At 62.5% G+C, this 22,703-nt stretch carries 27 protein-coding genes; 14 read left to right on the top strand and 13 right to left on the bottom strand.

Going from position 1 to position 22,703, the window contains the following annotated elements; genetic code table 11:
* Nucleotides 1–81: 81 nt before the first annotated feature.
* Genes DENOEST_RS00650 through DENOEST_RS00635 form a run of 4 tightly spaced genes read right to left on the bottom strand, consistent with a single transcriptional unit; the run spans nucleotide 82 to nucleotide 3,638 of the window.
* Nucleotides 82–525: a hypothetical protein gene (locus DENOEST_RS00650; protein WP_145770197.1), complete on the bottom strand. Its 444-nt coding sequence runs from the start codon at nucleotides 523–525 to the stop codon at nucleotides 82–84.
* On the bottom strand, nucleotides 525–1,301 hold the full coding sequence (locus DENOEST_RS00645; protein WP_145770198.1) for a hypothetical protein: 777 nt from the start codon (nucleotides 1,299–1,301) through the stop codon (nucleotides 525–527). Before DENOEST_RS00645 ends, DENOEST_RS00650 begins: the two co-directional genes overlap by 1 nt.
* Before the next feature lie 10 nt (nucleotides 1,302–1,311).
* Entirely contained in the window at nucleotides 1,312–2,532 is a 1,221-nt protein-coding gene (dsrP, locus tag DENOEST_RS00640; RefSeq protein ID WP_145770199.1) for a sulfate reduction electron transfer complex DsrMKJOP subunit DsrP, read from the bottom strand.
* A gap of 11 nt (nucleotides 2,533–2,543) precedes the next feature.
* Nucleotides 2,544–3,638, bottom strand: a complete 1,095-nt coding sequence (locus DENOEST_RS00635) for a 4Fe-4S dicluster domain-containing protein (RefSeq protein ID WP_197970470.1) — start codon at nucleotides 3,636–3,638, stop codon at nucleotides 2,544–2,546.
* Between the two features lie 307 nt (nucleotides 3,639–3,945).
* On the opposite strand from DENOEST_RS00635, the gene DENOEST_RS00630 reads away from it, so the two are divergent.
* The 7 genes from DENOEST_RS00630 to DENOEST_RS00600 all read left to right on the top strand — a co-directional run bounded on the left by DENOEST_RS00630 (nucleotide 3,946) and on the right by DENOEST_RS00600 (nucleotide 7,348).
* Nucleotides 3,946–4,548, top strand: a complete 603-nt coding sequence (locus DENOEST_RS00630; protein WP_145770200.1) for a 2-hydroxychromene-2-carboxylate isomerase — start codon at nucleotides 3,946–3,948, stop codon at nucleotides 4,546–4,548.
* Nucleotides 4,549–4,550: 2 nt separating this feature from the next.
* On the top strand, nucleotides 4,551–4,727 hold the full coding sequence (locus DENOEST_RS00625; RefSeq protein WP_232096405.1) for a DUF1289 domain-containing protein: 177 nt from the start codon (nucleotides 4,551–4,553) through the stop codon (nucleotides 4,725–4,727).
* The gene (locus DENOEST_RS00620) at nucleotides 4,711–4,881 is read left to right on the top strand and encodes a DUF1289 domain-containing protein (RefSeq protein WP_170228155.1); all 171 of its coding nucleotides are present in this window, start codon (nucleotides 4,711–4,713) and stop codon (nucleotides 4,879–4,881) included. The genes DENOEST_RS00625 and DENOEST_RS00620 overlap by 17 nt, the downstream gene beginning before the upstream one ends.
* Nucleotides 4,872–5,714 (top strand): RNase adapter RapZ, encoded by an 843-nt coding sequence (rapZ, locus tag DENOEST_RS00615; RefSeq protein ID WP_145770203.1) that lies wholly within the window; start codon nucleotides 4,872–4,874, stop codon nucleotides 5,712–5,714. Before DENOEST_RS00620 ends, rapZ begins: the two co-directional genes overlap by 10 nt.
* A gap of 152 nt (nucleotides 5,715–5,866) precedes the next feature.
* Nucleotides 5,867–6,250 (top strand): NusG domain II-containing protein, encoded by a 384-nt coding sequence (locus tag DENOEST_RS00610; RefSeq protein ID WP_197970469.1) that lies wholly within the window; start codon nucleotides 5,867–5,869, stop codon nucleotides 6,248–6,250.
* Complete coding sequence (locus DENOEST_RS00605; protein WP_145770205.1) at nucleotides 6,231–6,749, top strand: Gx transporter family protein; 519 nt, start codon at nucleotides 6,231–6,233, stop codon at nucleotides 6,747–6,749. Before DENOEST_RS00610 ends, DENOEST_RS00605 begins: the two co-directional genes overlap by 20 nt.
* The gene (locus DENOEST_RS00600; protein ID WP_197970468.1) at nucleotides 6,746–7,348 is read left to right on the top strand and encodes a flavin prenyltransferase UbiX; all 603 of its coding nucleotides are present in this window, start codon (nucleotides 6,746–6,748) and stop codon (nucleotides 7,346–7,348) included. Before DENOEST_RS00605 ends, DENOEST_RS00600 begins: the two co-directional genes overlap by 4 nt.
* Nucleotides 7,349–7,490: 142 nt before the next feature.
* Here DENOEST_RS00600 and mutY read toward each other — a convergent pair whose 3' ends face one another.
* The 8 genes from mutY to DENOEST_RS00560 all read right to left on the bottom strand — a co-directional run bounded on the left by mutY (nucleotide 7,491) and on the right by DENOEST_RS00560 (nucleotide 16,202).
* Nucleotides 7,491–8,531 (bottom strand): A/G-specific adenine glycosylase, encoded by a 1,041-nt coding sequence (gene mutY / locus DENOEST_RS00595; protein WP_145770207.1) that lies wholly within the window; start codon nucleotides 8,529–8,531, stop codon nucleotides 7,491–7,493.
* A complete protein-coding gene (purT, locus tag DENOEST_RS00590) occupies nucleotides 8,528–9,727 on the bottom strand; it encodes a formate-dependent phosphoribosylglycinamide formyltransferase (RefSeq protein WP_145770208.1) in 1,200 nt (399 codons plus the stop codon). Before purT ends, mutY begins: the two co-directional genes overlap by 4 nt.
* A 66-nt stretch (nucleotides 9,728–9,793) precedes the next feature.
* Nucleotides 9,794–10,480, bottom strand: coding sequence for a Bax inhibitor-1/YccA family protein (locus DENOEST_RS00585; protein ID WP_145770209.1), 687 nt, complete (start codon nucleotides 10,478–10,480; stop codon nucleotides 9,794–9,796).
* 286 nt (nucleotides 10,481–10,766) lie between these two features.
* Nucleotides 10,767–13,094: a TonB-dependent receptor gene (locus DENOEST_RS00580; RefSeq protein ID WP_145770210.1), complete on the bottom strand. Its 2,328-nt coding sequence runs from the start codon at nucleotides 13,092–13,094 to the stop codon at nucleotides 10,767–10,769.
* A gap of 481 nt (nucleotides 13,095–13,575) precedes the next feature.
* A complete protein-coding gene (locus DENOEST_RS00575; protein WP_145770211.1) occupies nucleotides 13,576–13,905 on the bottom strand; it encodes a hypothetical protein in 330 nt (109 codons plus the stop codon).
* A 2-nt stretch (nucleotides 13,906–13,907) separates the two neighbouring features.
* The gene (locus DENOEST_RS00570; protein WP_145770212.1) at nucleotides 13,908–14,219 is read right to left on the bottom strand and encodes a hypothetical protein; all 312 of its coding nucleotides are present in this window, start codon (nucleotides 14,217–14,219) and stop codon (nucleotides 13,908–13,910) included.
* A 261-nt stretch (nucleotides 14,220–14,480) separates the two neighbouring features.
* On the bottom strand, nucleotides 14,481–15,662 hold the full coding sequence (locus DENOEST_RS00565) for a lipid-transfer protein (protein WP_145770213.1): 1,182 nt from the start codon (nucleotides 15,660–15,662) through the stop codon (nucleotides 14,481–14,483).
* Between the two features lie 111 nt (nucleotides 15,663–15,773).
* The gene (locus tag DENOEST_RS00560) at nucleotides 15,774–16,202 is read right to left on the bottom strand and encodes a Zn-ribbon domain-containing OB-fold protein (RefSeq protein ID WP_145770214.1); all 429 of its coding nucleotides are present in this window, start codon (nucleotides 16,200–16,202) and stop codon (nucleotides 15,774–15,776) included.
* A gap of 120 nt (nucleotides 16,203–16,322) precedes the next feature.
* Between DENOEST_RS00560 and DENOEST_RS00555 the strand changes: the two genes are divergently transcribed.
* The 5 genes from DENOEST_RS00555 to DENOEST_RS00535 all read left to right on the top strand — a co-directional run bounded on the left by DENOEST_RS00555 (nucleotide 16,323) and on the right by DENOEST_RS00535 (nucleotide 20,037).
* Complete coding sequence (locus DENOEST_RS00555; protein WP_145770313.1) at nucleotides 16,323–16,931, top strand: riboflavin synthase; 609 nt, start codon at nucleotides 16,323–16,325, stop codon at nucleotides 16,929–16,931.
* A gap of 18 nt (nucleotides 16,932–16,949) precedes the next feature.
* Nucleotides 16,950–18,245, top strand: coding sequence for a glutamate--cysteine ligase (gene gshA / locus DENOEST_RS00550; protein WP_145770215.1), 1,296 nt, complete (start codon nucleotides 16,950–16,952; stop codon nucleotides 18,243–18,245).
* 142 nt (nucleotides 18,246–18,387) lie between these two features.
* Complete coding sequence (locus DENOEST_RS00545; RefSeq protein ID WP_232096404.1) at nucleotides 18,388–19,464, top strand: FAD:protein FMN transferase; 1,077 nt, start codon at nucleotides 18,388–18,390, stop codon at nucleotides 19,462–19,464.
* The gene (locus DENOEST_RS00540; RefSeq protein ID WP_145770217.1) at nucleotides 19,454–19,651 is read left to right on the top strand and encodes a hypothetical protein; all 198 of its coding nucleotides are present in this window, start codon (nucleotides 19,454–19,456) and stop codon (nucleotides 19,649–19,651) included. Before DENOEST_RS00545 ends, DENOEST_RS00540 begins: the two co-directional genes overlap by 11 nt.
* The gene (locus tag DENOEST_RS00535) at nucleotides 19,648–20,037 is read left to right on the top strand and encodes a PTS sugar transporter subunit IIA (RefSeq protein WP_145770218.1); all 390 of its coding nucleotides are present in this window, start codon (nucleotides 19,648–19,650) and stop codon (nucleotides 20,035–20,037) included. Before DENOEST_RS00540 ends, DENOEST_RS00535 begins: the two co-directional genes overlap by 4 nt.
* A 366-nt stretch (nucleotides 20,038–20,403) precedes the next feature.
* Here the strand turns inward: DENOEST_RS00535 and DENOEST_RS00530 are convergent, their stop codons facing one another.
* Nucleotides 20,404–20,691, bottom strand: coding sequence for a GIY-YIG nuclease family protein (locus DENOEST_RS00530; protein WP_145770219.1), 288 nt, complete (start codon nucleotides 20,689–20,691; stop codon nucleotides 20,404–20,406).
* A gap of 291 nt (nucleotides 20,692–20,982) precedes the next feature.
* Between DENOEST_RS00530 and DENOEST_RS00525 the strand changes: the two genes are divergently transcribed.
* Together DENOEST_RS00525 and DENOEST_RS00520 are read left to right on the top strand one after the other, a co-directional pair.
* Complete coding sequence (locus DENOEST_RS00525; protein ID WP_145770220.1) at nucleotides 20,983–21,732, top strand: electron transfer flavoprotein subunit beta/FixA family protein; 750 nt, start codon at nucleotides 20,983–20,985, stop codon at nucleotides 21,730–21,732.
* Complete coding sequence (locus DENOEST_RS00520; protein WP_145770221.1) at nucleotides 21,733–22,680, top strand: electron transfer flavoprotein subunit alpha/FixB family protein; 948 nt, start codon at nucleotides 21,733–21,735, stop codon at nucleotides 22,678–22,680.
* The last annotated feature ends 23 nt before the right edge of the window (nucleotides 22,681–22,703 follow it).

Raw genomic sequence — 22,703 nt, 5'->3', positions numbered from 1 at the left:
GTTAATCGACTGGGGGACGTTCCCGATTCTATCCCAATGACGCACTAATTGTTGCGATGCAACAAAATCCTTCACACGTTCTCAGAAACCCAGCAACTCAACAACCACCACCAGATCCGCAAAGCTCGCCGCTTCGAGCTTGGCAGCCAATGAAGCTTTGTCGAGCCCATCGCTTTCAAACCGGGTCAGACGGACCTCCATCGGCAGTTCTCGAATCTCCTGTGGCGACATGAAACCGAAGTCGCAGATGTGTGCGATACAGCGGTACTCCGGGTCGGTGAGTTCCAGCCCATGATGACGCAGGATCTCCATGTAGCGCTCGGCAGTGCGGTTGAGCTTGCCACTGATCTCCATGGTGTTCTTCTGGCCGTCGGTGAGGATGGCCAGCGGCGGCCCAAAAAACACCGGTGTCTTGCCGACCCGACGGGTTTGCTCCTCGCGCGTCAGCGCGGGGGCAACCCAGGTCGGGTCGCCCCTGTCGGGAACCGGTGAGGGTGTTGAGTCGTCGTCAGCAGGTGGTCGCATCAGTGTGAAATCGGATGCAGCTTCTCGTGGTTTGCGTTCAGCATGCCTTTAGGCAGTTGCGGCGGCGGCTCCGGCTGCAACTGGATGAAGCCGCGATTGCGAGCGCCATCCTGAACATTGTGCGGATTGTGGCACTCGGTACAGACAAACCACCGCTTCTTGCCATTGCTGGCAAACTCGCCAATGCGCTTGCCGTGGATGTTGTCACGCCAGTCGCGCAGTTTGTCGCCGTGGCACTTACCGCAAAGCAGTTGCGGCTCATCGAAGCTCACCGGATCGCCAAAATTGTCCACCAACTTGTTGCGTTGCGTGGAATGGTGACAATCCAGGCACCAGATGCGACCCCGACCGTGCTGCAGGTTCTTTATCTCCGGCAACATGCCCTCCATGGTCGGGATCGGTGTCGGATGCTTGGTCTTCGGAAAACCCGGCGGCATGACACCGTTGTGACAGGCCGTTCCGCATATTGCCAGATAGTTCAGCTTCTGCGAACGTGGCTTGATAACCGCTTTTCCTTCTCCGACCGTCTCTAGCCCCGGCATCTTGCCCATCGGCACGGTGCCATCGTAAGGGTCGCCATACCACAGTGCCGCGCCGGTTTTGGAAGAGCACTTGACGTTCGGCAGCCCGGGCTTGATCTCGCGCTTGGTGACTTCGGAGGCGCCCTTGCGACTCTCGAAACAGACCTCATCCGGTTTTGCCTCTTGAGCAAGGGCCGGTGTCACGAGGACAGAACTCAGCGCCAGCAGCGCCGCACGTATTGTCAGTTTTGTCATGATCGTCATCTCACTTCGCGGCAACGGCTTGCGCGCCGCCGAACTTGATTTCTCCCAACAGGATGCCGATGGCCCCCTTGAGCAGAATGGTCAGAATGAAGAAGCCGAAAGCCCAGATACCGAGCGTCAGGAGAACTTCCACCAGCGTCGGGACATACTCGGTGACTTCACCGATCGGGGTGGGGATGAAGCCGGGAACAATCAGCCCCATGCCCTTTTCGATCCAGATGCCGGAAAAGGCCATCACACAGGCGATCGGCAGTTTCTTGAAGTCATTCCGGAACGACGGGATCAGGAACAGGATGAACGACGTCACCATCAGAAAAATCGAGCTCCAGAACCACGGCACCAAGGCGGTCAGACCGTGCAGCCCGAACATCAGGTAGTAGAGGCCATTGGCGTGTTCGGTGCGAGCGTAAAGCTCGACCACCACTTCCGACATGGTCAGGAAGATGGCGATGCCCAGGCACCAGGTGACAATGGTGGTCAGCAGCTTGATCGCGCTGTCGTCGACCCAGAACTTGGTGTTGTTGCGGATGACCAGAAAGATCAGGATGATCAGCGCCGGGCCCGCCGCGAACGCAGTGGTGATGAAGCGGATCGGCATCATGCTGTGGAACCACATTGGACGCGAGGGCATGGTTGAGATCAAAAAGGCCGTGACCGTGTGGATCGACAGCGCCCAGACAATCGCGACCCACACCAGCGGCATGAACCACTTCTTGCTGATCGGGTTGCCAGTGTACTTGCACCACAGGTAGTAAAAGCCGCAGATGAAGTTGAGGATCAGGTAGCCGTTGAGCACCATCACGTCCCAGCCCAGCATCGATGAGAAGCTGTAGATGCCCCGTGGCGGAATCATGTGCCACAGGCGGTCGGGACGACCCATGTGGGCGAAGACGAACATCATCACCATGATCACCGCGGTGATCGCCAGCATTTCGCCGAGCACGGCAACCTTGTGCATGCCCTCGTGGTGGTAGGCATAGGCGGGAAACACGATGGTTACTGCCCCGGCGGCGACGCCGACGAGGAAGACCAGATTGGCGAAGTAAAGGCCGTCGTGAATCTGGCTGGTCATGCCGGTGACGATCAAACCCTCGGTGTTCTGCAGGTAAAACACATACATCATGCCGGTGATGAACAGCGCCAGAACACCCATCCAGGCGTAGAACTTGGTCCCGCCCTTGAGCACATAGCGGGTGTAGTCGGAAACGAAACTGGTTAGCACGGTCCGGCTCCTCAATCGTAAAAGTAGAAAAATTTCGGGAAGGTATTGAGTTCAGCCTTGAGGCGGAAGACGTTTTTCCGCGCCAGAATCAGACTCACTTCGCTTTCCGGATCGAGCAGATTGCCGAACTTGCGGGCACCCACCGGGCAGACTTCGACGCAGGCCGGATAACGCCCCTGGCGGGTCCGTTGCAGGCACCAGTGGCACTTCTCGACCACGCCGCGCATGCGCGGACGGTTGCCCAGATAGTGGGTCACCGGGTTCATTTCTTCCTTGGGCAGCACCGGGGTGGTCAGGTTGATGCGACGCGCCCAGTAGGGACAGGCGCCCATGCACATGCGGCAGCCGATGCACCAGTTGTAGTCGATTACCACCGGCCCATCTCCCTCACGGTATGTGGTGCGCACCGGACAAACCTTGACGCAGGGCGGCTTTTCGCACTGCATGCAGGCGATCGGCATATAGGTGGCTTCCTTCTCGGGCACCGACTCCGGTTCGTAGAAATACTGCCCTTCCAGCACCTGGCCGGCCGGGGTGTAGGCATTGCCACCGACCTGGATGCCCAGACCCTCGGGATATCCCTGATTAATCTTCTCCTGGGAGAACTCGCCGCGCTCCATGCGCAGCACCTGGATCCATTCGATCTTTTCGCCGGAGTGCGTGCCTCGCGATTGGTTGTTCTCGGCCACGCAGGCATGCACACAACGACGGCAACCAATGCATTTGCGCACATTCAGGGCATAGCCCATCAGCACGCCGGGCTGGGGGCCCGTAGTGTCGACGCTGACCTGCTTGCCGTATTCGGCGGAATAGCGGATCTCGAGCCGTTGGCGAGCCTCGGCTTTTTCCTCATCCGTCATCAGGCGGTAGTTTTTCTGAAAGTGTTCGGCCCACGACGTGGCAGACTTAGGGTCGTCGGAATTCGCCATCAGCGCGCCAGCGCCAATCAGCGACGAAATGCCCAGCATGCCGCCGCCCGCCCGCAGAAAGTCTCGGCGGGAGGTTTTCAAGACTGCCTGGGCTGGATCCGCCGACATCGGCTGCGACGAGCAACCCGACTCCTGCTCCCTGGGCCGGTCGCCGGGGGAATTCTTGGAAAAGGCCATGTTTACTCCTATCAGTGATGATTAATCAGCCGAGGCCAGACTGTAGGCCGACCCGAAAAATTTATGATTCTTTCATGCGCCCGAATTACGGCTATTGATCGACGTCAACGGTAATTCTGACCAGCCAGATTTCTTCGGACCACTCATCCCTGGAAAGCGGCTTCCGGTTTCGTGATTGAAATGCACAATTTCTTGAATGCCACCGGCATCTGGTTGCCGGGACTCGAATGTGGCCGGATCTGATTGACTGGACAGTGCAGGGGGACGTGGACAAAGATGTCAGGCCGTACAATCCAAGTGGTACGCCATGAAAACGCCCGTCGAATTCTTTTTTGATTTTTCCTCTCCCTACGGCTATCTGGCCAGCGAGCTGATCGACGATCTGGCCGCCGCCCATGGACGCCAGGTGGCGTGGCACCCCATCCTGCTGGGGGCGGTGTTCAAGACCACCGGGTCCCAGCCCCTGGTACACCAGCCCCTGAAGGGGGGCTATGCTGCCCGGGACTTCCCCCGCTCGGCCCGCTTCCACGGCCTGCCTTTCACCATGCCGACACCTTTTCCCGTGGCCACCCAGGCAGCGGCAAGGCTCTATTACTGGTTCCATGACCAGGACAGCGCCGCCGCCCGGGTCCTGGCCCATGCCCTCTACCGGGCCTATTTTGTCGAGGGGCGGAACATCGGCGATGCCGCTATGGTCCTCACCATAGGAGAGGCCCAGGGTCTGGAACGAGCCCGGATGGAGGCGGCCCTGGCCGATCCGACGGTGAAGGAGCGCTTGCACGCGGAGACCGGCGAGGCCGTCGCCCAGGGTGTTTTCGGCTCCCCCTACTTCATCGTGGATGGGGAACCCTTTTTCGGCGTGGATAGACTGCCCCAACTGGAAAAATGGCTCAGGACCGGAGGCTTTTGAGAGTGCAATCCCCCTGCGTGCGCCAGTGCTGCCTGGACGATGCCGATGTCTGCCTGGGCTGCCTGCGCACCCTGGAGGAAATCCTGGCCTGGGGCGAGGCCGACGATACGCAACGGCTGCGGATACTGGATGCCGTCGCCCGCCGGCGGCAGGAGCGGAGCAGTGGAAGTGGACGATGAGGACGTGAGCGACGTGGAATGCATCGGTATTTGCGAGATAGACCCCATGACGGGCCGCTGCCTGGGTTGCGGCCGGCTGGTGGTGGAGCCCGGACGTGTGGATGACGGCAGGATCAGGCCGCCCGTCATCGATGGGGAAACCTCATGCGACTGATCCTGATCAGCGGCCTGTCCGGCTCCGGCAAGAGTGTGGCCCTGCATATGCTGGAGGATTCCGGCTATTACTGCGTGGACAATCTGCCGGCTCCCCTGCTGCCCCAACTGGTGGCCCAGCTCCAGGCCGAGGACTACACCCGGGTCGCAGTGGCCATGGACATGCGGGGCGGCCGCAGCATCGCTGCCCTGCCCAAGCAACTGCGGGACCTGGAAGCCACGGGGGGCATCGAGGTGCGCTTCCTGTTCCTCGACTCCCGGGACGAGGTGCTGATCCAGCGCTTTTCCGAGACCCGCCGCGCCCACCCCCTGGCCTTGGGCGAAATGACCCTGGCCGAGGCCATTGGGCGGGAACGGGAAGCCCTGGACACCCTGGCCAATCTGGGCCATCGCCTGGACACCAGCCAGTTGCGACCCAACGCCCTGCGCCAGTTCATCAAGGACCTGGCCGACCTGGATGCGGGCCAGGGCCTGACCCTGTTGTTCACTTCCTTCGGCTTCAAGCACGGCCTGCCCCTGGACGCCGATCTGGTGTTCGACGTGCGCTGCCTGCCCAATCCCCACTACGATCCTCTGCTGCGCCCCCTGACCGGCCGGGACGCGGCGGTGGTGGACTTTCTCCAGGCCCAGCCAGAGGTGGGCAGGATGGCCGAGGACATCCGCCGCTTCGTCGCCGACTGGCTGCCCGCCTACGTGCGGGACAACCGCTCCTACCTGACCGTGGCCATCGGCTGCACCGGCGGCCAGCATCGCTCGGTGTATTTCGCCGAGTGGCTGGCCGCCCGCTTCCGCGATCAGGCCCGGGTGCTGGTGCGGCATCGCGGCTTAACGTGAACGCGGAACAATCTTGTGAAATATAACAATCCCCCCCTCGTCACCCCGGCGCACGCCGGGGCCCAGATCGGCGACCCACTGGATTCCGGCGCAAGCCGGAATGACGGGTTTCATCATCAGGGGCAATGCTGGCGACCATGCGCATTAGCCGGATGAGACCGGCCGACTGGCTGGCCCTGCTCCGGCCCGGGGACTGGCTGAGCATCCTGCTCTGCCTGCTGCTGGTGGCTACCTCCTTCCCTCTGTTGTGGCGAGGCGGCACAGCCGAGGCTGTGGTGGTGCGGCGGGACGGCCAGGCCGTGGCCCGGCTGCCCCTCACCGTGAGCAAGAAGATCGTCGTGGCCGGCGCTCTGGGGGACACGGTGGTGGAGGTGCAGCCAGGCCGGGCAAGGGTGCTGTCCGATCCGGGGCCGCGCCAGTATTGCGTGCGCCAGGGCTGGCTGAGCCGCCCCGGCGCCGTGGCCATCTGTGCCCCCAATCATGTCAGCCTTACCCTCACGGGGCGGAATGCCAGCCATGACACCCTCACCTATTGAACTGCCGGTCACTGCCGACGACCGCCGCATCGCCCGCTACGCGGCGGCGGCCATCGCCCTGACCGTGGCCGAGGCCGCGATTCCCCTGCCCCTGCCCGGAGTCAAGCCGGGGCTGGCCAACATCGTGGTGCTGCTGGTGCTGCTGCGCCACGGCTGGCGCGAGGCGGCCTGGGTGGCCCTGCTGCGGGTCTTCGCCGGCAGCCTGCTGATGGGCCAGTTCCTCGCCCCCGGTTTCTTCCTCAGCCTCACCGGCGCCCTGATGAGCCTCACAGCACTGGCCCTGGCGGCCCGCCTGCCCCGACGGGCCTTCGGCCCGGTGAGCCTGAGCCTGGCGGGCGCCTTCGCCCATATCGGTGGCCAGGTGCTGCTGGCCCGGGTCTGGCTGGTGCCCCACGACGGCGTGTTCTATCTGGTGCCCGTCTTCGCCACGGCAGCCCTGATCTTCGGTATCGTCAACGGCCTTGTCACGGCCGCCCTGTTGCGGGAACAAACATCGTGAAAACCGTCGCCCTCGCCTTCACCGGCGCCTCCGGCATGCCCTACGGCGTGCGCCTGCTCGAATGCCTGCTACAGGCCGGCGTGCGGGTCTGGCTGGTGTATTCCCAGGCCGCCCAGATTGTCGCCAAGCAGGAAATGCATCTGGTCCTGCCCACCCAACCCCGGGAAGCCCAGCGCTATTTCAGCGAACGCTTCGGCGCTGCCGAGGGGCAGCTCTCGGTCTATGGCCGGGACGACTGGAACGCCCCCCTGGCCTCCGGCTCCAATCCCCCCGACGCCTACGTGATCTGTCCCTGCACCATGGGCACCCTGGCCGAAGTGGCCGCCGGCATGGCCGATGACCTCACCACCCGGGCCGCCGACGTGGTGCTGAAGGAGGGCAGGAAGCTGATCCTGGTGCCCCGGGAAACACCGCTCTCCACAATCCAGTTGGAAAACATGCTGCGTCTGTCCCGGGCCGGTGCCGTGATCCTGCCCCCCAGCCCGGGCTTCTATCACCATCCCCAGGATGTGCAGGGCGTGGTGGATTTCGTCGTGGCCCGCATCCTCGACCAGTTGGACATTCCCCACGCCCTGATGCCCCGTTGGGGCGGGGAATAGCGCTAGGTAAACGCCGATTAAGTCCGTCACACCGGCGAAGGCCGGTGTCCAGTTTGTTGATCTTCCTGGATTCCGGCGTTCGCCGGAATAGCCTGCTCTGGACCCGATCCGGAGACGCATTGGGGCTTTGTTCAGCGGTTCCCTAGCCGGCTTCCTGTGCGCCCGCCAAAATGCGGCGGATAGGCGCCGGCAGAGGTGCGTCATCCAACTGCGAAAAATCCAGCCAGCGCGCTCCCCCTTCCCGCGTCTGGGCCAGCAGCCGGACCCGGGTTCGCAGAGGCGTCAGGTGCAGACGGAAATGGGTGAAGGTATGCACCAGCCCCGGCAGTTCTTCCCAATCCCCGGCCTCACAGCCAAAAACCTGCTGTGCATACTCTTCCGGATCGGCGCCGGCCGGCAGTTCCGGCAGGGATAGCAATCCCCCCCAGATGCCGCTGGGAGGGCGCTGTTCCAGCAGCACCCGACCTTCATGACACAGCAGCAGGACGATGGCCTCCCGTTCCGGCAGGGCCTTGCGGGGTTTGGCAACGGGTAGTTCGGCCTGACGCCCTGCTTGCCGGGCAACGCAGATTTCCGCCAGGGGGCAGGCCTCGCAGCGGGGCCTGCCCCGGGTGCACACCGTGGCCCCCAGGTCCATCTGGGCCTGGATGTAGTCCCCGCCCTGGCGGGCCGGCATCAGGGCCTCAGCCTGGTGCCACATTTCCCGCTCCACCGCTGGCGTGCCGGGAAAGCCCTCAATGCCGAAGCAGCGGGCGAAGACCCGCTTCACGTTGCCATCCAGAATCGGCGCCCGGGCGCCAAAGCAGAAAGCGGCGATGGCATTGGCCGTGGAGCGGCCGATGCCCGGCAATTCGGCGATAGCCGCCGGATCATGGGGAAAGGCCCCCCCGTGGTCCACCACCACCGCCCGGGCGCAGGCGTGGAGGTTACGGGCCCGGGCGTAGTAGCCCAGGCCACTCCACAAGGCCATCACATCCTCCACCGGCGCGGCGGCCAGTTCGGCCAGGGTGGGGAAGCGGGCCAGGAAACGCTGGTAATAGGGAATCACCGTCGCCACCTGGGTCTGCTGCAACATGATTTCCGATAGCCAGACCCGGTAGGGGTCCCGGCTCTGCTGCCAGGGCAGGTCGTGGCGGCCGTGATGCCGGTGCCAAGTGATCAAGCGTGCGGCAAAATTCTTCACACCTTGACCGGTATGACGCGAGATGCCACCAGTTTGGCCCGAGCCCGGGCTTCGTCGGTGCTGTCGGCGTTGGCCACCGCCACCCCCATGCGGCGCTTTTTGAAACTCTCGGGTTTGCCGAACAGGCGCAGGTCCGACTCGGGCACCTGCAGGGCCTCGGTCACGCCCTCGAAGGCGATGCCCTTTTCCTCCAGGCCGCCATAGATCACGGCGGAAGCGCCGGGACGACGCAGGGACACATCCACCGGCAGGCCCAGGATGGCGCGGGCGTGCAATTCGAATTCAGAAAAACGCTGGCTGCACAGGGTCACCAGGCCGGTGTCGTGGGGCCGCGGACTCACCTCGGAGAACCAGACCTGGTCGCCCCTGACGAACAGTTCGACACCGAAGATGCCGCGCCCGCCCAGGTTGCCGGTGACGGCCCGAGCGATCTCGCGCGAGCGCTCCAGGGCCAGCGGTGACATCGTCATGGGCTGCCAGGATTCGACGTAATCGCCGGCCACCTGGCGATGGCCGATGGGTTCGCAGAAGAAGGTTTCCACCTCGCCGTCCTTGCCTACGGCGCGCACCGTGAGCAATGTGATTTCGTAGTCGAACTCGATGAAGCCCTCGACGATCACCCGGCCCGCGCCGGTGCGGCCGCCGGACTGTGCATAGTCCCAGGCATCGCGCAGCTCGCCCGTGGATTTCACCAAAGACTGCCCCTTGCCCGAGGAGGACATCACCGGCTTGATCACACAGGGATAGCCGATGCCGCCAGCCACGGCGGCCTGCAATTCCGCGAAGGAATCGGCGAAGCGATAGGGAGAGGTGGGCAGGCCCAACTCCTCGGCGGCCAGGCGGCGGATGCCTTCCCGGTGCATCGTCAAACGGGCGGCCCGAGCGGTGGGAATCACTTCCGCCAGGCCCTCGGCCTCGATCTCCAGCAGCATGTCGGTGGCGATGGCCTCGATCTCCGGCACCACCAGATGGGGGCGCTCGGCCTCGATCACCCGGCGCAGGGCCGCGCCGTCGGTCATGGCGATCACATGGCTGCGGTGGGCCAACTGCATGGCCGGGGCGTCAGCATAGCGGTCCACGGCAATGACCTCGCAACCGAGACGTTGCAGGGCGATCACGACCTCCTTGCCCAGTTCGCCGCTGCCCAGCAGCATGACGCGAAGGGCGGAAGGGGTCAGGGGAGTGCCGAAGCGCATGGGGGATTCCAAATAAAAACGGCGACCCGGAAGGAAACCCGGGCCGCCGCAGGATGGAGGGAAGGATCAGTCCCGTTCGCCGCCAAAGGCCAGCAGCAGTTGCAGCAGGTTGACGAAGATGTTGTAGACGTCCAGATAGACGGCCAGAGTGGCGGTGATGTAGTTGGTCTCGCCCCCCTGGACGATGCGCTGGATGTCCACCAGGATCAGGGCCGAGAACACCAGCACGGCGACCGTCGAAATAGCCAGGGTCAGGGCCGGCAGGTGCAGGAAGGCATTGGCAATGGCCGCCACCAGGATCAGCACCACGCCGATCGTCAGGAAGCTGCCCATCTTGCTGAAGTCACGCTTGCTGGTGGTGGCGATACCGGCCAGGGTGAAGAAGATGATGCCAGTGCCGCCCGCCGCCGTGGCGATCAGGGTGCCGCCGTTGGAAAAGCCCAGGGCATGGCGCAGCAGGGGGCCCATCATCAGGCCCATGAAAAAGGTGAAGGCCAGCAGCAGGACAACACCCCAGCCGCTGTCCTTGGTCTTCTCGATGCCGTACATCAGGCCGAAGCAAACTCCCAGAAACAGCAGCAGGCTGATGATGGGGCTGCCCACCATCAGGGCCGCGCCGATGGAAGTGCCCACCAGGGCGCCCAGCACCGTGGGCACCATGGACAGGGCCAGCAGGGCGTAGGTATTGCGCAGCACCCGGTGCTGCTGGGTGGTGGCAGTCGTGTTCTGGGTAAGGATGTCGTTGTAGGCCATGGCCGCGTTGCTCCTTGAGGTTAAGGTTCGGAAACTGAGACCGGCGCCATCCACTTTTGGTTTCAATCCTGGCGCCGAACCCGTACCCGGACTGGCAGTTGCGCGGCGATTATAGCCAAGACCTGGGGAGTTCCTCGGGCGGTGCCGGGAACTGCCTGAATCGGGGCCGGCAACGCGCCACGAACAAAAGAAAACCGGCAGCCGGTGAAATACCCGGTCTGCCGGTCTGATAAACCCCTGCCAATGACAGGGGCTCATGACAGAAGGGACGACGCCCTCCCGTCGATTACCACTTGTAGTTGAAGCTCATCCCGTAGGTGCGGGGTTCCTGATAGTTTCCGGTCTGGTACATGCCGAAGTCGATCTTCTGCATCACCTTGTCCTCGTCCGTCAGATTCTTCACCCACAGCGAGAAGTCCGCCTTGCCCGGCCCACCCACCGGAATGTCCGCCAGCAGCAGGCGGGCATTGATGTTGGTCTGGGCCGGCACTTCGTCGGTCCCCACCACATAACTGCCACCGGCGTTGGGCGCCGTCAGAGACTTGTTGGCGGCATAGAGATAGGTCTTGGCCGTGTAGCTGTAGTCCATGATCAGACGCAGGGTGCCGAAGGACGTCTTGGCCAGGCGACCATCCAGGCTCAGGGTCATGGTGTGCTTGGGCGCATAGGGTGCCACCCGGTTGCTGGCCGTGTCGATCAGGGGACGACCGGCAATGTTGAGAGCATTGTCGATGTACTCGTCGAACTTGGTATCCAGGTAACCATAACCACCCTGAACCTTCCAACCGTCGGCGACCAGGACCGCGCCTTCCAGTTCAAATCCCTTGTAAACGGCCTTGCCGGCGTTGGTCAGGAAGGACGACGTGGTTCCCGGCAGCAACTGGGTCACGTTGAGATCGGTAATCTTGGTATGGAAGATCGCTGCACTCAACTGGGCCCGGTTATCCAGGAAGGAGGCCTTGACGCCCATTTCCATGGACAGGGATTTCTCCGGGTTGTAGGGCTTCTGGATCGCCACCGGGTCCGTCAGCTCGCCGCTGAAGCCGCCGCTCTTGAAACCCCGGGCGACACGACCATAGACATTGGTCGTCTCGTTCAGCTTATAGCCCAGGGCCACTACTGGAGTATTGGCGCTCCAGGAAGCCTTGTAGCCGGGGACATTAATGATGTCACCGGTACTCGCCCCGTTGAAACTGGAAGTCATAAAGCGATGGGTCCAACCGCTCTTCTCCTCGGTGGTATGGCGCATACCCACCGTGGCGGTCAGATCATTTGTCACCTTGTAGTCGATCTGCCCGAACCAGGCCTTGGCCTTGGTGTTGGAGGCATAGTCATCCCGCTGGAAGCGGACTGCCGATGTGGGACCATAGAATATGCCCAGATCCTGAGGACCCAGGGTCGTCGCCTCGTCCTTGAAGTAGTAGAGGCCAAACACATAGTTCATCCGGTCGGTGTTGCCCACCCACTGCAACTCGTGGGAGTCCGACTCGTAGTCGGTGTAGCGCCGGGTGTAGATGTCCCCATACCAGTTGAAACCAGGCACGACAGTAGCGATGACCCCTACCGGGCTGCCATCGATGTCAATGCTGTCCTGATATTTCATCTCGCGCTTGGCGTAGATGTATTTCAGGGCATTGGTGGCGCTCAAGCGATAATCCACGGTCAGAGCATGGCCGTCGGTCTCGCTCTTTTCCCACAGGGGATTACCCGGATTGGTGGAGATGTTCTTGGGTCGCCCGTTTGTGAGATAAGGCGTAAGGGCCGCCTGGATGGTGCCGCCAAGGAAGGCGCCGTAGGCAGTCGGGAAGCTGCCAGACCAACCGTTCAAAGCATAGAGGAAGCTCGGCGGCGGCGTGTTGTCGGCCTCGGAATGGTCGAACTTGTAATTCACGTCCAGATTGGGCGTGATTTCAAAATTGGCGGCCAGGCGATAGGCCTCTTTATCCCGCTTGCCCGGGTCGCCGACACCCGGGGTGTTGTTCTTCACCCAGCCGTCCCGGTCTTCCTTGCGGTAGCCCATGCTCAGGCTCATGATGCCCATTTTCGGCAAATCCACTGCGGCGCGAGTCACCACGTGACCCCGGTTGCCCACTTCCAGGCCCACCGAACCACTGAATACGCCAGCGGGCTTGCGGCTGACAAAGTTCACCGCGCCACCTTCGGTGTTGCGGCCGAACAGGGTGCCCTGGGGGCCCCGCAGAACTTCAACACGCTCGATCTCGATCACATCAAAAATGCTGCCCTGGGCTTTGCCGACATACACGCCATCCACGTACATACCAACGGAGGGGTCCACCCAGATAGCCGGCTGACCGGTCACGCTACCCCTAATCGCCACCGTGGAGATCAGGTTGCTGGAAGGATTGGAGCGGAACATCAGGTTGGGTGCCAGGGCATTCAGGTTGGCGACCCCTTCGATTCCCCGTGCTTCGAGCTGGGCACCGCTGATGGCGGAAATGGAAATGGGAACATCCTGCAGCCGTTCTGCTCGCTTTTGAGCCGTAACCACGACCTCTTCCAGGACCTCGGCTGCCATGGTGCCACAAGAATAAGCGGCCACCAGCATGATTGGCAGGGCCTTCAAGATGTACTTCTTACCTTTCTGGTAACGCATCACATCCCTCCTCCTATTGATATATGAACTCGAGCGACCGCTTACGGTATTAACTACGAATTTCTAATTACCTCAAGGCGGTCGACCGACTTGTACTGCGCGGCAAATATATAGCGTAGGTAATAGATACGCTTACTTCGGCCAAAAAACTCATGCCAATATGGGACAGATTGTTGTATTGGCGCCAACTCACGGCCTAGGCAGGAAATAACTTGCCAAAAGTAGGGGCGTTTTGCGCATGCGGGTTGCTGAGGAAAATCATTACTTCAGAGCGCGAACAGGCTGCTTGCCAGTGGTGCAGGCTGTTTTCGTAATAGTGCGGGAAGCCCTCCCCGGCTGATCCCGGAACCGTGAGCATCCCCCACCCCGCGGGGTTCCGCGGTATCGTCGAAGACTTGCAAAGCCATCTGCGCCGCAAGATCAAAGTGACTGGATACCCCGACTAAATGCCCCTGAAGAAGAAAAAGAGCTTAGGTCTCGCTCAGCCGGAATGATACCGACAGAGCTCGCAGTCCCAAACCAGGGGCCTGCCTGCCCCACGCCGGGCGCACTGGAAAGCACCGGTCACTGGAACGGTCAGCAGCACAGTATGAAAGCCGAACACCTTTCCGCCGACCACATTTGCCATGGTCGACGCCTTGCCTTCCTCCGACTCGACGAAGCAAAGAATGCTTTCGGGATAGCTTATGGAGCATGTGAGTTGCACACTCTTGAAGCGGCCATGGCCAGCGCAAATTTCGTCCAGTCGGGCAAACAGCACCTGCGGAGAAGTGACTCCGGAGAAAGCAGAATCACTTTCTGTTTTTTTCATGCTTATCGTGCCAGTCGCTGGGCTCTGGGCCAGCGCATTCCCATCATCATGCGACCATAACCGGCAAACAGGCGCAGGGCCTTGCTCGATAGCATCAGGTGGATGACCCGCCCATCGTGGTTGGCGATGCGTTTCACTACCATCCCATGATTGATCAGCCGTATCAGACGACGCCGGATCGTCGTTGTGGAGCCCAGTCCCATCAGGTTCAGGCCGGTTAACTCCAAGGTGAGCTCCTTGAGACTCAAGGGAGTACCAATCTCATCGGCATAGCCGATGGAAATGAGGATTTCCCGATCCTCAAGGGAACACATGAACGGCAGACGCCTGCGCTCGAATTCCCGAATTTCCTTTAGATTGCCGAATAGCATGACAGGATTATCTATGGCAAGTAAATCGATGCAAGGTCTATTGATAGCCAAATTGCCATGTAATTAACCGCACCATATCAGGGTGACGCACCGTACACCGATACGGTGAGTCACTTTTCTGCTTTCCTGACGTGGATCAACCCAGCGCACAAATGGAAACAGCCGGCTTGCACCGGCTGTTTCCCTCACTGCATGCGCGGTGAACTACTTCTTCACGATCACCGAAGACCCATGGCCGAAGAGGCCCTGGTTGGCGGTAATGCCCACCTTGGCACCCGCTACCTGGCGGCCTTCGGCCTGACCCCGCAACTGCCAGGTCAGTTCGCAGACCTGGGCCAGGGCCTGAGCCGGCACGGCCTCGCCGAAGCAGGCCAGGCCGCCGGAGGCATTGACCGGAATGCGGCCGCCCACCCGGGTCTCGCCTGCCCGCAACAGCCGGGCAGCCTCGCCCCGGGGCGCCAGTTGCAGATCCTCGATCCAGTCCAGCTCCAGGGCGGTGGATAGGTCATAGACCTCGGCCAGACTCACATCCCTGGGACTGATGCCGGCTTCCTCGTAGGCCTTGGCGGGCACTGCGGCGCGGAAGCTGAAAGCCTCCACCACTGCGGCCGAGTCGGTGGCGATGTCGGGCATCTCCAGTTGGGCGTTGGCGAAGGTGGGAGTCACCGTGGAAATCGCGGCGATCCGTACCGCGTCACTGCGACCGATCTTCTTGGCATATTCCAGGCTGCACACCACGATGGCTGCGCCACCGTCGGAGGTCGCGCAGATGTCCATCAGGCGCAGGGGATCGGCCACCATGGGAGAGGCTGCCACATCTTCGCGGGTGAACAGCTTGCGGTAGCGGGCATTGGGGTTGTGGCTGCCGTGTTCGGCGTTCTTCAGCTTCACCGCGGCGAAGTCGTCCAGGGTGTCACCAAACAAATCCATGCGCCGCCGGGCGTAGAGGGCGAAGTAGGTGGGATTGGTGATGCCCATGTAGAAGCGCACCCAGTCCGGGTCTTCGGGCCGGTAACCCTTGGCCGGGGCAAGGAAGCCCTTGGGCGTGGTGTCGGCGCCCACCACCAGGGCCACCTCGCACTGGCCCGAGAGAATCTTGGCCCGGGCGGCGGCCAGGGCCTGGGAACCCGAGGCGCAGGCAGCGTAGGAGGTGTTCACCTCGCAACCGTTCCAGCCCAGGGCCTGGGCGAAGGTGGCACCGGCCACATAGCCGGGGTAACCACAACGCATGGTGGCGGCGCCGGAGACGAACTGCACGTCCTTCCAGGCCACGCCAGCATCCTTGAGAGCGGCCCGGGACGCGGCCACTCCGTATTCGACAAAATTGCGGCCCCACTTGCCCCAGGGGTGCATGCCCACCCCGAGAATGGCGATATCTTGGCTCATTTGTGTGTTCCTTAACATGAAGTCGCGCAGCGACTCACAAAGCTACCCTCTCCCCTGGCGGGAGAGGGGTTGGGGGTGAGGGGGCTAGACACCGGGACGGTGCCATGCCCCTCACACTGGTTTCCATTTCCAGATCTGCTTGGCCTGGTCCCCGTCCTCGTGGAGGGTCTCCAGCACGAGCCGCACTTCCTGGCCCACCTTGAGCTGGTCCACATCCACACCGGCCACCACCTGGCCGAGGACGACCATTTTTTCCTTGTCCAGCTCCACCGCCGCAATGGCGAAGGGCACATAGGGTTCGGTGGCCACGAAGGGCTCGGGGGGCTTGTAGCAGGCGTTGGTGTAGGACCAGATACGGCCCCGGTTGGACAGCTCGACTTCCTCGAACTCGCTACTGTCGCAAGCCGGATTGCGGCAATAGGTGGTCAGCTTGGGAAAGAAATGGGTGCCGCATCCCTTGCAGCGGGTGCCGATCAGATGCGGATTGGCGGCATCCATGGAGTACCAGCCTTCGATGGCGGGCACCTGTTGCTTGCTCATGGTCGAATCTCCTTTTGAGGACCCGCAAGGATACTACGGAACCCCCGGAGGAGCCCCGGACGGCCATTCCCCGCGCCGATCAAGGATAATGGTGTTTTGGTCATCCGCTCCTTCCCCATCATGTTCACAGGCATCGTCGCCGCCGTCGGCAAAATCACCGAACTGCAAGCCCTGGCAGAGGGCAAAAGACTCACCATCGCTGCCGGCGGACTGGACATGTCCGACGTGGCCCTGGGCGATTCCATCGCCTGCAACGGCGTCTGCCTCACCGTGGTGGAATTCGGTCCCGACCACTTCAAGGTCGATGTCTCCCGGGAATCCCTGGACTGCACCGCAGGCCTGGACGGCCCCAACGAACTCAACCTGGAAAAGGCCCTGCGCTTGGCGGACCGGCTGGGGGGCCATCTGGTCACCGGCCATGTGGATGGCGTGGGAGAGGTGGTGCGCTTCGAGCCGGTCGGCGAATCCCACGAACTGTTGATCCGCGCCCCAGCCCCCCTGGCACGCTACATCGCCCGCAAGGGCTCCATCGCCGTCAATGGGGTTTCCCTCACCACCAACCGGGTGGACGGCCCGGACTTTTCCATCAACCTGATTCCCCACACGGTGGAAGTCACCACCCTCAGGCATCTGCGCCCCGGCAGCCGAGTGAACCTGGAGGTGGATGTGATCGCCCGCTACGTGGAGCGCATGCAGTCCGCTGATACCGACCCGCGCCTGAAGGTCTGACCAATAAGAAAGCCGACCATGGTCCCCCATCTCACCACCGCGCTGACCGGTCCCCTGCTGGATCTGGAGCGACGCTTCCTGGAAAACATCAGTGCCATCGAGCAATGGCTGCGCAGCCAGTGGCTGGAGCATTCGCCGCCCTTCTATTCCTCGGTGGATCTGCGCAATGCCGGATTCAAGCTGGCGCCGGTGGATACCAACCTGTTTCCCGGCGGCTTCAACAACCTGAATCCGGACCTGCTGCCCCTCTGTGTGCAGGCCGCCATGTCGGCGGTGGAAAAGCTCTGCCCCGAGGCCAAGAGCCTGCTGCTGGTGCCGGAGAACCACACCCGCAACCAGTTCTACCTAACCAACGTCGCCCGGCTGGCCTCCATCCTGCGTCTGACCGGCCTCAATGTGCGCATCGGTTCCCTGCTGCCCGAGATCACCGCGCCCACCCCGGTGTCCCTGCCCGACGGCCAGACCCTGTTGCTGGAACCCCTGCGGCGCCTCGGACCGGAAGGGCGGCGCCTGGGCCTGGACGACTTTTCCCCCTGCGCCATCCTGCTCAACAACGACCTCTCTTCCGGGGTGCCGGAGATACTCCAGAACGTCCATGAACAGTGGGTGATTCCGCCTCTCCACGCCGGCTGGCACATGCGGCGCAAGTCGCGGCATTTCCTGGCCTACCGGGAAGTGGCCGAGGACTTCGCCCGCCACCTGGACATCGATCCCTGGCTGATCAATCCGGATTTCGGTGTCTGCGGCCAGATCGATTTCCACGCCCGCACCGGCGAGGAATGCCTGGCCGCCAACGTGGATATGCTGCTGACCCGCATCCGCACCAAATACAAGGAATACAACATCCAGTCCCGGCCCTTCGTCATCGTCAAGGCCGACGCCGGCACCTATGGCATGGGCATCATGACGGTCCATGACGCCAGCGAGGTCAAGGGCCTCAACCGTCGCCAGCGCAACAAGATGGCCGTGGGCAAGGAAGGCCTCCAGGTCAGCGAGGTCATCATCCAGGAAGGCGTGCCCACGGTGGAAACCGTGAACGAAGGCACCGCCGAACCGGTGGTGTACATGATCGACCGCTACGTGGTGGGAGGCTTCTACCGAGTCAACACCGACCGGGGCATAGACGAGAACCTCAACGCTCCCGGCATGCATTTCAGCCCCCTGGCCTTCGAGACCGGCTGCTCCCTGCCCGACACGGCCCAGGCACCGGACGCCCCGCCCAACCGTTTCTATGCCTACGGCGTGGTGGCGCGCCTGGCCCTGCTGGCCGCCTCCCTGGAACTGGAACGCAGCGCGCCCGCCGATGAGGCATGAGCGCTTGTGAAAATATTACGAACCACGCTTCAGTTCCGTCATCCCGGCGAAAGCCGGGATCCATACGGCGCGCCAACCTCCTGTGAAATCAATCAAATAAAAGAACTGGATTCCGGCGTTCGCCGGAATGACGGTGCCGAAATTGGCTTCGTTTGATATTTTCACAGCCTCTGAGGTCTGGCGGCTCCGGCGGTTCTGGCCGCTGCTGCTGGGGGTCTGGCTGCTGGCCGCCTGCAACACGGAGGAAGTGATCAGCGAGGAATCCTTCGTCTTCGGCACCCGGGTTCAGGTGCTGATCTGGGGGGAAAAGGAAGACCATGCCCGGGCCGCCATCAGCCGGGTACAACAGGAATTCGACCGTCTGCACCGGGACTACCACGCCTGGCAGCCCTCGCAACTCACCGCTGTAAACGAGGCCATCGCCGCCGGCCGCCCCCACCGGGTCAGCCCTGAACTGGCCCAACTGATCCGGGACGCCCAGGCCCTGGCCCAGAAGGGCAACCACCTGTTCGATCCCGGCATCGGTGGCCTGATCAAACTCTGGGGCTTCCAGAGCGACAACTTCTCGCCCCGCCTGCCCGACCCTGCCCGGCTCGAACGTCTGCTCAAGGCTCATCCAACCATCGCCGATCTGGAAATCCAGGGGGAAACCGTCATTAGCCATAACCCCACGGTGGCGCTCGATTTCGGCGGGTATTTGAAGGGTGTGGCCCTGGACCGTGCCGCCGCCATCCTCAAGGCCCTGGGTATCCGCAATGCCCTGATCAACATCGGCGGCAACATCATGGCCTTGGGGCAGAAGGGCGGCACTCCCTGGCGGGTGGGCATCCAGCATCCCCGCCAGACCGGCCCCCTGGCCTCTCTGGAACTGCGTGACGGTGAGGCCATCGGCACTTCCGGCGACTACCAGCGCTACTTCGAACTGGAGGGCAGGCGCTACTGCCACCTGATCGACCCCCGCCATGGCCGGCCCGCCGGCGCCACCCAGTCCCTGTCCATCCTGATTCCCCCCGGCCCCCAGGCCGGCATGGTGTCGGACGCCGCCAGCAAGCCCCTGTTCATCGCCGGCGAGAATTGGCCCAAACTGGCGCAAAATATGGGCCTCGCCCAGGTCCTGCGCGTGGATGACCAGGGCCGGGTCGAAATCAGCCCAGCAATGAAGGCCCGGTTGCGCTTCGAAACCCCCGACTTGAAAATCAGGGAAACCCATGAACGATGAATTCGTCGAGCATCAAGTCAGGCGCAGGGTCGGCATCGCCACCCTGCGCCGCCTGCGCCAGAGGGTGGATGCGGACACGGCTCAGAGCACCACGGAAGCCCGCTGGGCACGGCGCCTGGGCGCCCTTTTCCTGCTGCTCGCCCTGGCCTTCGTGGCCAGCCTGGCTTATCTGAGGATGCGCGGATGATCGGCCTTTATCTCATCACCCACGGCAGCTATGGCGAATCCCTGATCCAGTGCGCCTGCCACGTCCTCAACCGGCGACCGGCCCAGATCGTCCAGTTGGGCGTCGCCGCCCAGGACGACCCCACCGACCTGCTGCCCTACGCCCGCCAGTTGCTGTCCCTGGCGGACAGCGGCGACGGCGTGCTGATCATGACCGACATCTACGGCGCCACCCCCGCCAACATCGCCCTCAAGCTGCTCCAACCAGGCCGGATCGAGGGCCTGGCCGGCGTCAACCTGCCCATGCTGATGCGGGCGCTCACCTACCGCGACAAGGGCATGGAGACCCTCCTCGCCCGGGCCACCCAGGGCGGCCGTGACGGGGTGCTCAACATACTCAACCACTAGGCAGTCCTCTCTCCCCTGGCGAGCTGCCCCCCCGTCATTCCGGCGAACGCCGGAATCCAGCCAGCGTCCACGAAGCCGTCATTCCGGGGCTGCCCGCAAGGGCAGAACCCGGAATCCAGAGGCACGCGGTTGGGTTTCCTGGATTCCGGGTTCCGCTACGCGGCCCCGGAATGACTCGGCTGAGTTTCGTGGCTAAGGAAACACTGATTAAGTCCGTCACACCAGCAAAGAAACGTCACCCCGGACCTGATCCGGGGCCGGTACCCAGTTTGTTGATTTTCCTGGATTCCGGCATTCGCCGGAATAGCCTGCCCCGGACCCGATCCGGGGACGCATTGGGGCTTGTTCAGCATCTCCCTAATCAGGTCAAGTGATGCTGTCGTACAAATCACACCACATCGGATTTTTCTCTTCGATGAGTGCCATCTTCCAGGCACGGCGCCATTCCTTGATGGCTTTTTCGCGTCCAATGGCGGATTCCATGGTCTCGTGCAACTCGAACCAGACCAGAGTGTGAACTCCATATTTCTTTGTGAAACCTCCTACAAGGTTGTTCCTGTGTTGCCAGATACGTTGAATGAGATTGGAAGTGACGCCTGTATAGAGCGTTCCGTTTCTGCGGCTGGCCAGAATGTAAACACAGGGTTGTTTCATGGACGCAGGTTACTGGATTCCGGCACATGCCGAAATGACGAACAGATATCCCGGAGAAACCTGTGCCCTGGCGGCATGAAATACCAACCCTTTGTGGTTTGCTTGATTCCCTATAGCTCATGAGCGCAATAGCCTGCTTCTAAAAAACCACGCCCCAAATCAGGCAATTACGAACAAAAGACGCGGCTCCCTAGCACAGTCTTCGGTATAATTGCCGGCTTTGTTGTGCCAGAGCGTCGCGTTCATTGTCCAACCAGCGGACGCGGGTAAAAAATTTCGGAGAACACATCCATGAAGATCCTCGTAGCGGTCAAGCGGGTGGTCGATTACAACGTCAAGATCCGCGTCAAGTCGGACAAGACGGGGGTCGAAACCGCCGACGTCAAGTTTTCCATGAACCCTTTCGACGAAATCGCGGTGGAAGAAGCCGTGCGTTTGAAGGAAAAGGGTGTTGCCACTGAAATCGTGGCCGTTTCCCTGGGCGTGACCCAGTGCCAGGAAACCATCCGCACGGCCCTGGCCATGGGCGCCGATCGCGGCATCCATGTCCAGACCGACGCCGAATTGCAGCCCCTGGCCGTGGCCAAGCTGCTCAAGGCCGTTTGCGACAAGGAACAGCCCCAACTGGTGATCGTCGGCAAGCAGGCCATCGACGACGACTGCAGCCAGACCGGCCAGATGCTGGCCGCCCTGACCGGCTGGTCCCAGGGCACTTTCGCCTCCAAGGTGGAAGTGAACGGCGCCGAACTGAACGTCACCCGCGAAGTGGATGGTGGCCTCCAGGCCGTCACCCTCAAGCTGCCGGCCGTGGTCACCACCGACCTGCGCCTGAACGAGCCGCGCTACGCCTCCCTGCCCAACATCATGAAGGCCAAGAAGAAGCCCATCGACGCCCTCACCCCCGAGGCCCTGGGCGTGGATATCGCCCCCCGTCTGGTGACCCTCAAGGTCGAGGAGCCCGCCAAGCGCCAGGGTGGCAAGAAAGTCGAGACCGTTGCCGAACTGGTCGACAAACTCAAGAACGAAGCGAGGATCATCTAAATGGCTATCCTGGTTTTTGCGGAACACACCGCTACCGCCCTCAAGTCCGACACCCTGAAGGCCATCAACGCCGCCGCCAACATCGGTGGTGACATCCATGTGCTGGTGGTTGGTCATAACGCCCAGGCCGCCGCCGACGCCGCCGCCAAAGTGGCCGGCGTGGCCAAGGTGCTGCTGGTGGACAACCCCGCCTACGAGCACGTGATGGCCGAGACCATCGCCCCCCTGGTGGTGGGCCTGGCCAAGAACTACAGCCATGTCGTCGCCGCCGCCACCACCACGGGCAAGAACTTCATGCCCCGCGTGGCCGCCACCCTGGACGTGGCCCAGATCACCGACGTGGTCCAGGTGGTTTCCGCCGACACCTTCGTCCGTCCCATCTACGCCGGCAACGCCCTGGCCACCGTTCAGTCCAAGGACGCCATCAAGGTCCTGACCGTCCGGGGCGCCGCCTTTGCTGGCGCCGCCGCCGAGGGTGGCAGCGCCACCGTGGAGAAGATCGATGCTCCCGCCGCCAGCGACCTGTCCCGCTATGTCAGCGAGGAAATCGCCAAGTCCGCCCGTCCCGAGCTGACCGCCGCCCGCGTCATCGTTTCCGGTGGCCGTGGCATGCAGAGTGGTGACAACTTCAAGCTGCTGGACGACATCGCCGACAAGCTGGGTGCCGCCGTGGGCGCCTCCCGTGCCGCCGTCGATGCGGGCTTTGCCCCCAACGACTACCAGGTGGGCCAGACCGGCAAGATCGTCGCCCCCGAGCTGTACATCGCCGTCGGTATCTCCGGCGCGATCCAGCACCTGGCCGGCATGAAGGACTCCAAGGTCATCGTCGCCATCAACAAGGACCCGGACGCCCCCATCTTCCAGATCGCCGACTACGGCCTGGTGGGCGACCTGTTCCAGGCCGTGCCCGAGCTGTCCGCCGAGCTGGACAAGGTCAAGACGGCCTGATTCCCGCCAACGGCTTGGCTTGA

The organism is Denitratisoma oestradiolicum (genome assembly GCF_902813185.1).
Classification (GTDB): domain Bacteria; phylum Pseudomonadota; class Gammaproteobacteria; order Burkholderiales; family Rhodocyclaceae; genus Denitratisoma; species Denitratisoma oestradiolicum.
The sequence above is the reverse complement of the archived record's forward strand: the minus strand, read 5'-3'. Positions and strand labels throughout refer to the sequence as shown.

Bases quoted from the DNA above. Each gene is read 5' to 3' on its own strand.
- DENOEST_RS00540 (WP_145770217.1), top strand. From the start codon at position 19,454: ATGAACGATGAATTCGTCGAGCATCAAGTCAGGCGCAGGGTCGGCATC.
- DENOEST_RS00555 (WP_145770313.1), top strand. From the start codon at position 16,323: ATGTTCACAGGCATCGTCGCCGCCGTCGGCAAAATCACCGAACTGCAA.
- rapZ (WP_145770203.1), top strand. From the start codon at position 4,872: ATGCGACTGATCCTGATCAGCGGCCTGTCCGGCTCCGGCAAGAGTGTG.
- DENOEST_RS00650 (WP_145770197.1), bottom strand. From the start codon at position 525: ATGCGACCACCTGCTGACGACGACTCAACACCCTCACCGGTTCCCGAC.
- purT (WP_145770208.1), bottom strand. From the start codon at position 9,727: ATGCGCTTCGGCACTCCCCTGACCCCTTCCGCCCTTCGCGTCATGCTG.
- DENOEST_RS00570 (WP_145770212.1), bottom strand. From the start codon at position 14,219: ATGTGTTCCCTTGAGGATCGGGAAATCCTCATTTCCATCGGCTATGCC.
- DENOEST_RS00530 (WP_145770219.1), bottom strand. From the start codon at position 20,691: ATGAAACAACCCTGTGTTTACATTCTGGCCAGCCGCAGAAACGGAACG.
- DENOEST_RS00605 (WP_145770205.1), top strand. From the start codon at position 6,231: ATGACACCCTCACCTATTGAACTGCCGGTCACTGCCGACGACCGCCGC.
- DENOEST_RS00585 (WP_145770209.1), bottom strand. From the start codon at position 10,480: ATGGCCTACAACGACATCCTTACCCAGAACACGACTGCCACCACCCAG.
- DENOEST_RS00580 (WP_145770210.1), bottom strand. From the start codon at position 13,094: ATGCGTTACCAGAAAGGTAAGAAGTACATCTTGAAGGCCCTGCCAATC.
- DENOEST_RS00565 (WP_145770213.1), bottom strand. From the start codon at position 15,662: ATGAGCCAAGATATCGCCATTCTCGGGGTGGGCATGCACCCCTGGGGC.
- DENOEST_RS00630 (WP_145770200.1), top strand. From the start codon at position 3,946: ATGAAAACGCCCGTCGAATTCTTTTTTGATTTTTCCTCTCCCTACGGC.
- gshA (WP_145770215.1), top strand. From the start codon at position 16,950: ATGGTCCCCCATCTCACCACCGCGCTGACCGGTCCCCTGCTGGATCTG.
- DENOEST_RS00560 (WP_145770214.1), bottom strand. From the start codon at position 16,202: ATGAGCAAGCAACAGGTGCCCGCCATCGAAGGCTGGTACTCCATGGAT.
- DENOEST_RS00610 (WP_197970469.1), top strand. From the start codon at position 5,867: ATGAGACCGGCCGACTGGCTGGCCCTGCTCCGGCCCGGGGACTGGCTG.
- DENOEST_RS00520 (WP_145770221.1), top strand. From the start codon at position 21,733: ATGGCTATCCTGGTTTTTGCGGAACACACCGCTACCGCCCTCAAGTCC.
- DENOEST_RS00535 (WP_145770218.1), top strand. From the start codon at position 19,648: ATGATCGGCCTTTATCTCATCACCCACGGCAGCTATGGCGAATCCCTG.
- DENOEST_RS00645 (WP_145770198.1), bottom strand. From the start codon at position 1,301: ATGACAAAACTGACAATACGTGCGGCGCTGCTGGCGCTGAGTTCTGTC.
- DENOEST_RS00525 (WP_145770220.1), top strand. From the start codon at position 20,983: ATGAAGATCCTCGTAGCGGTCAAGCGGGTGGTCGATTACAACGTCAAG.
- DENOEST_RS00575 (WP_145770211.1), bottom strand. From the start codon at position 13,905: ATGAAAAAAACAGAAAGTGATTCTGCTTTCTCCGGAGTCACTTCTCCG.
- DENOEST_RS00635 (WP_197970470.1), bottom strand. From the start codon at position 3,638: ATGGCCTTTTCCAAGAATTCCCCCGGCGACCGGCCCAGGGAGCAGGAG.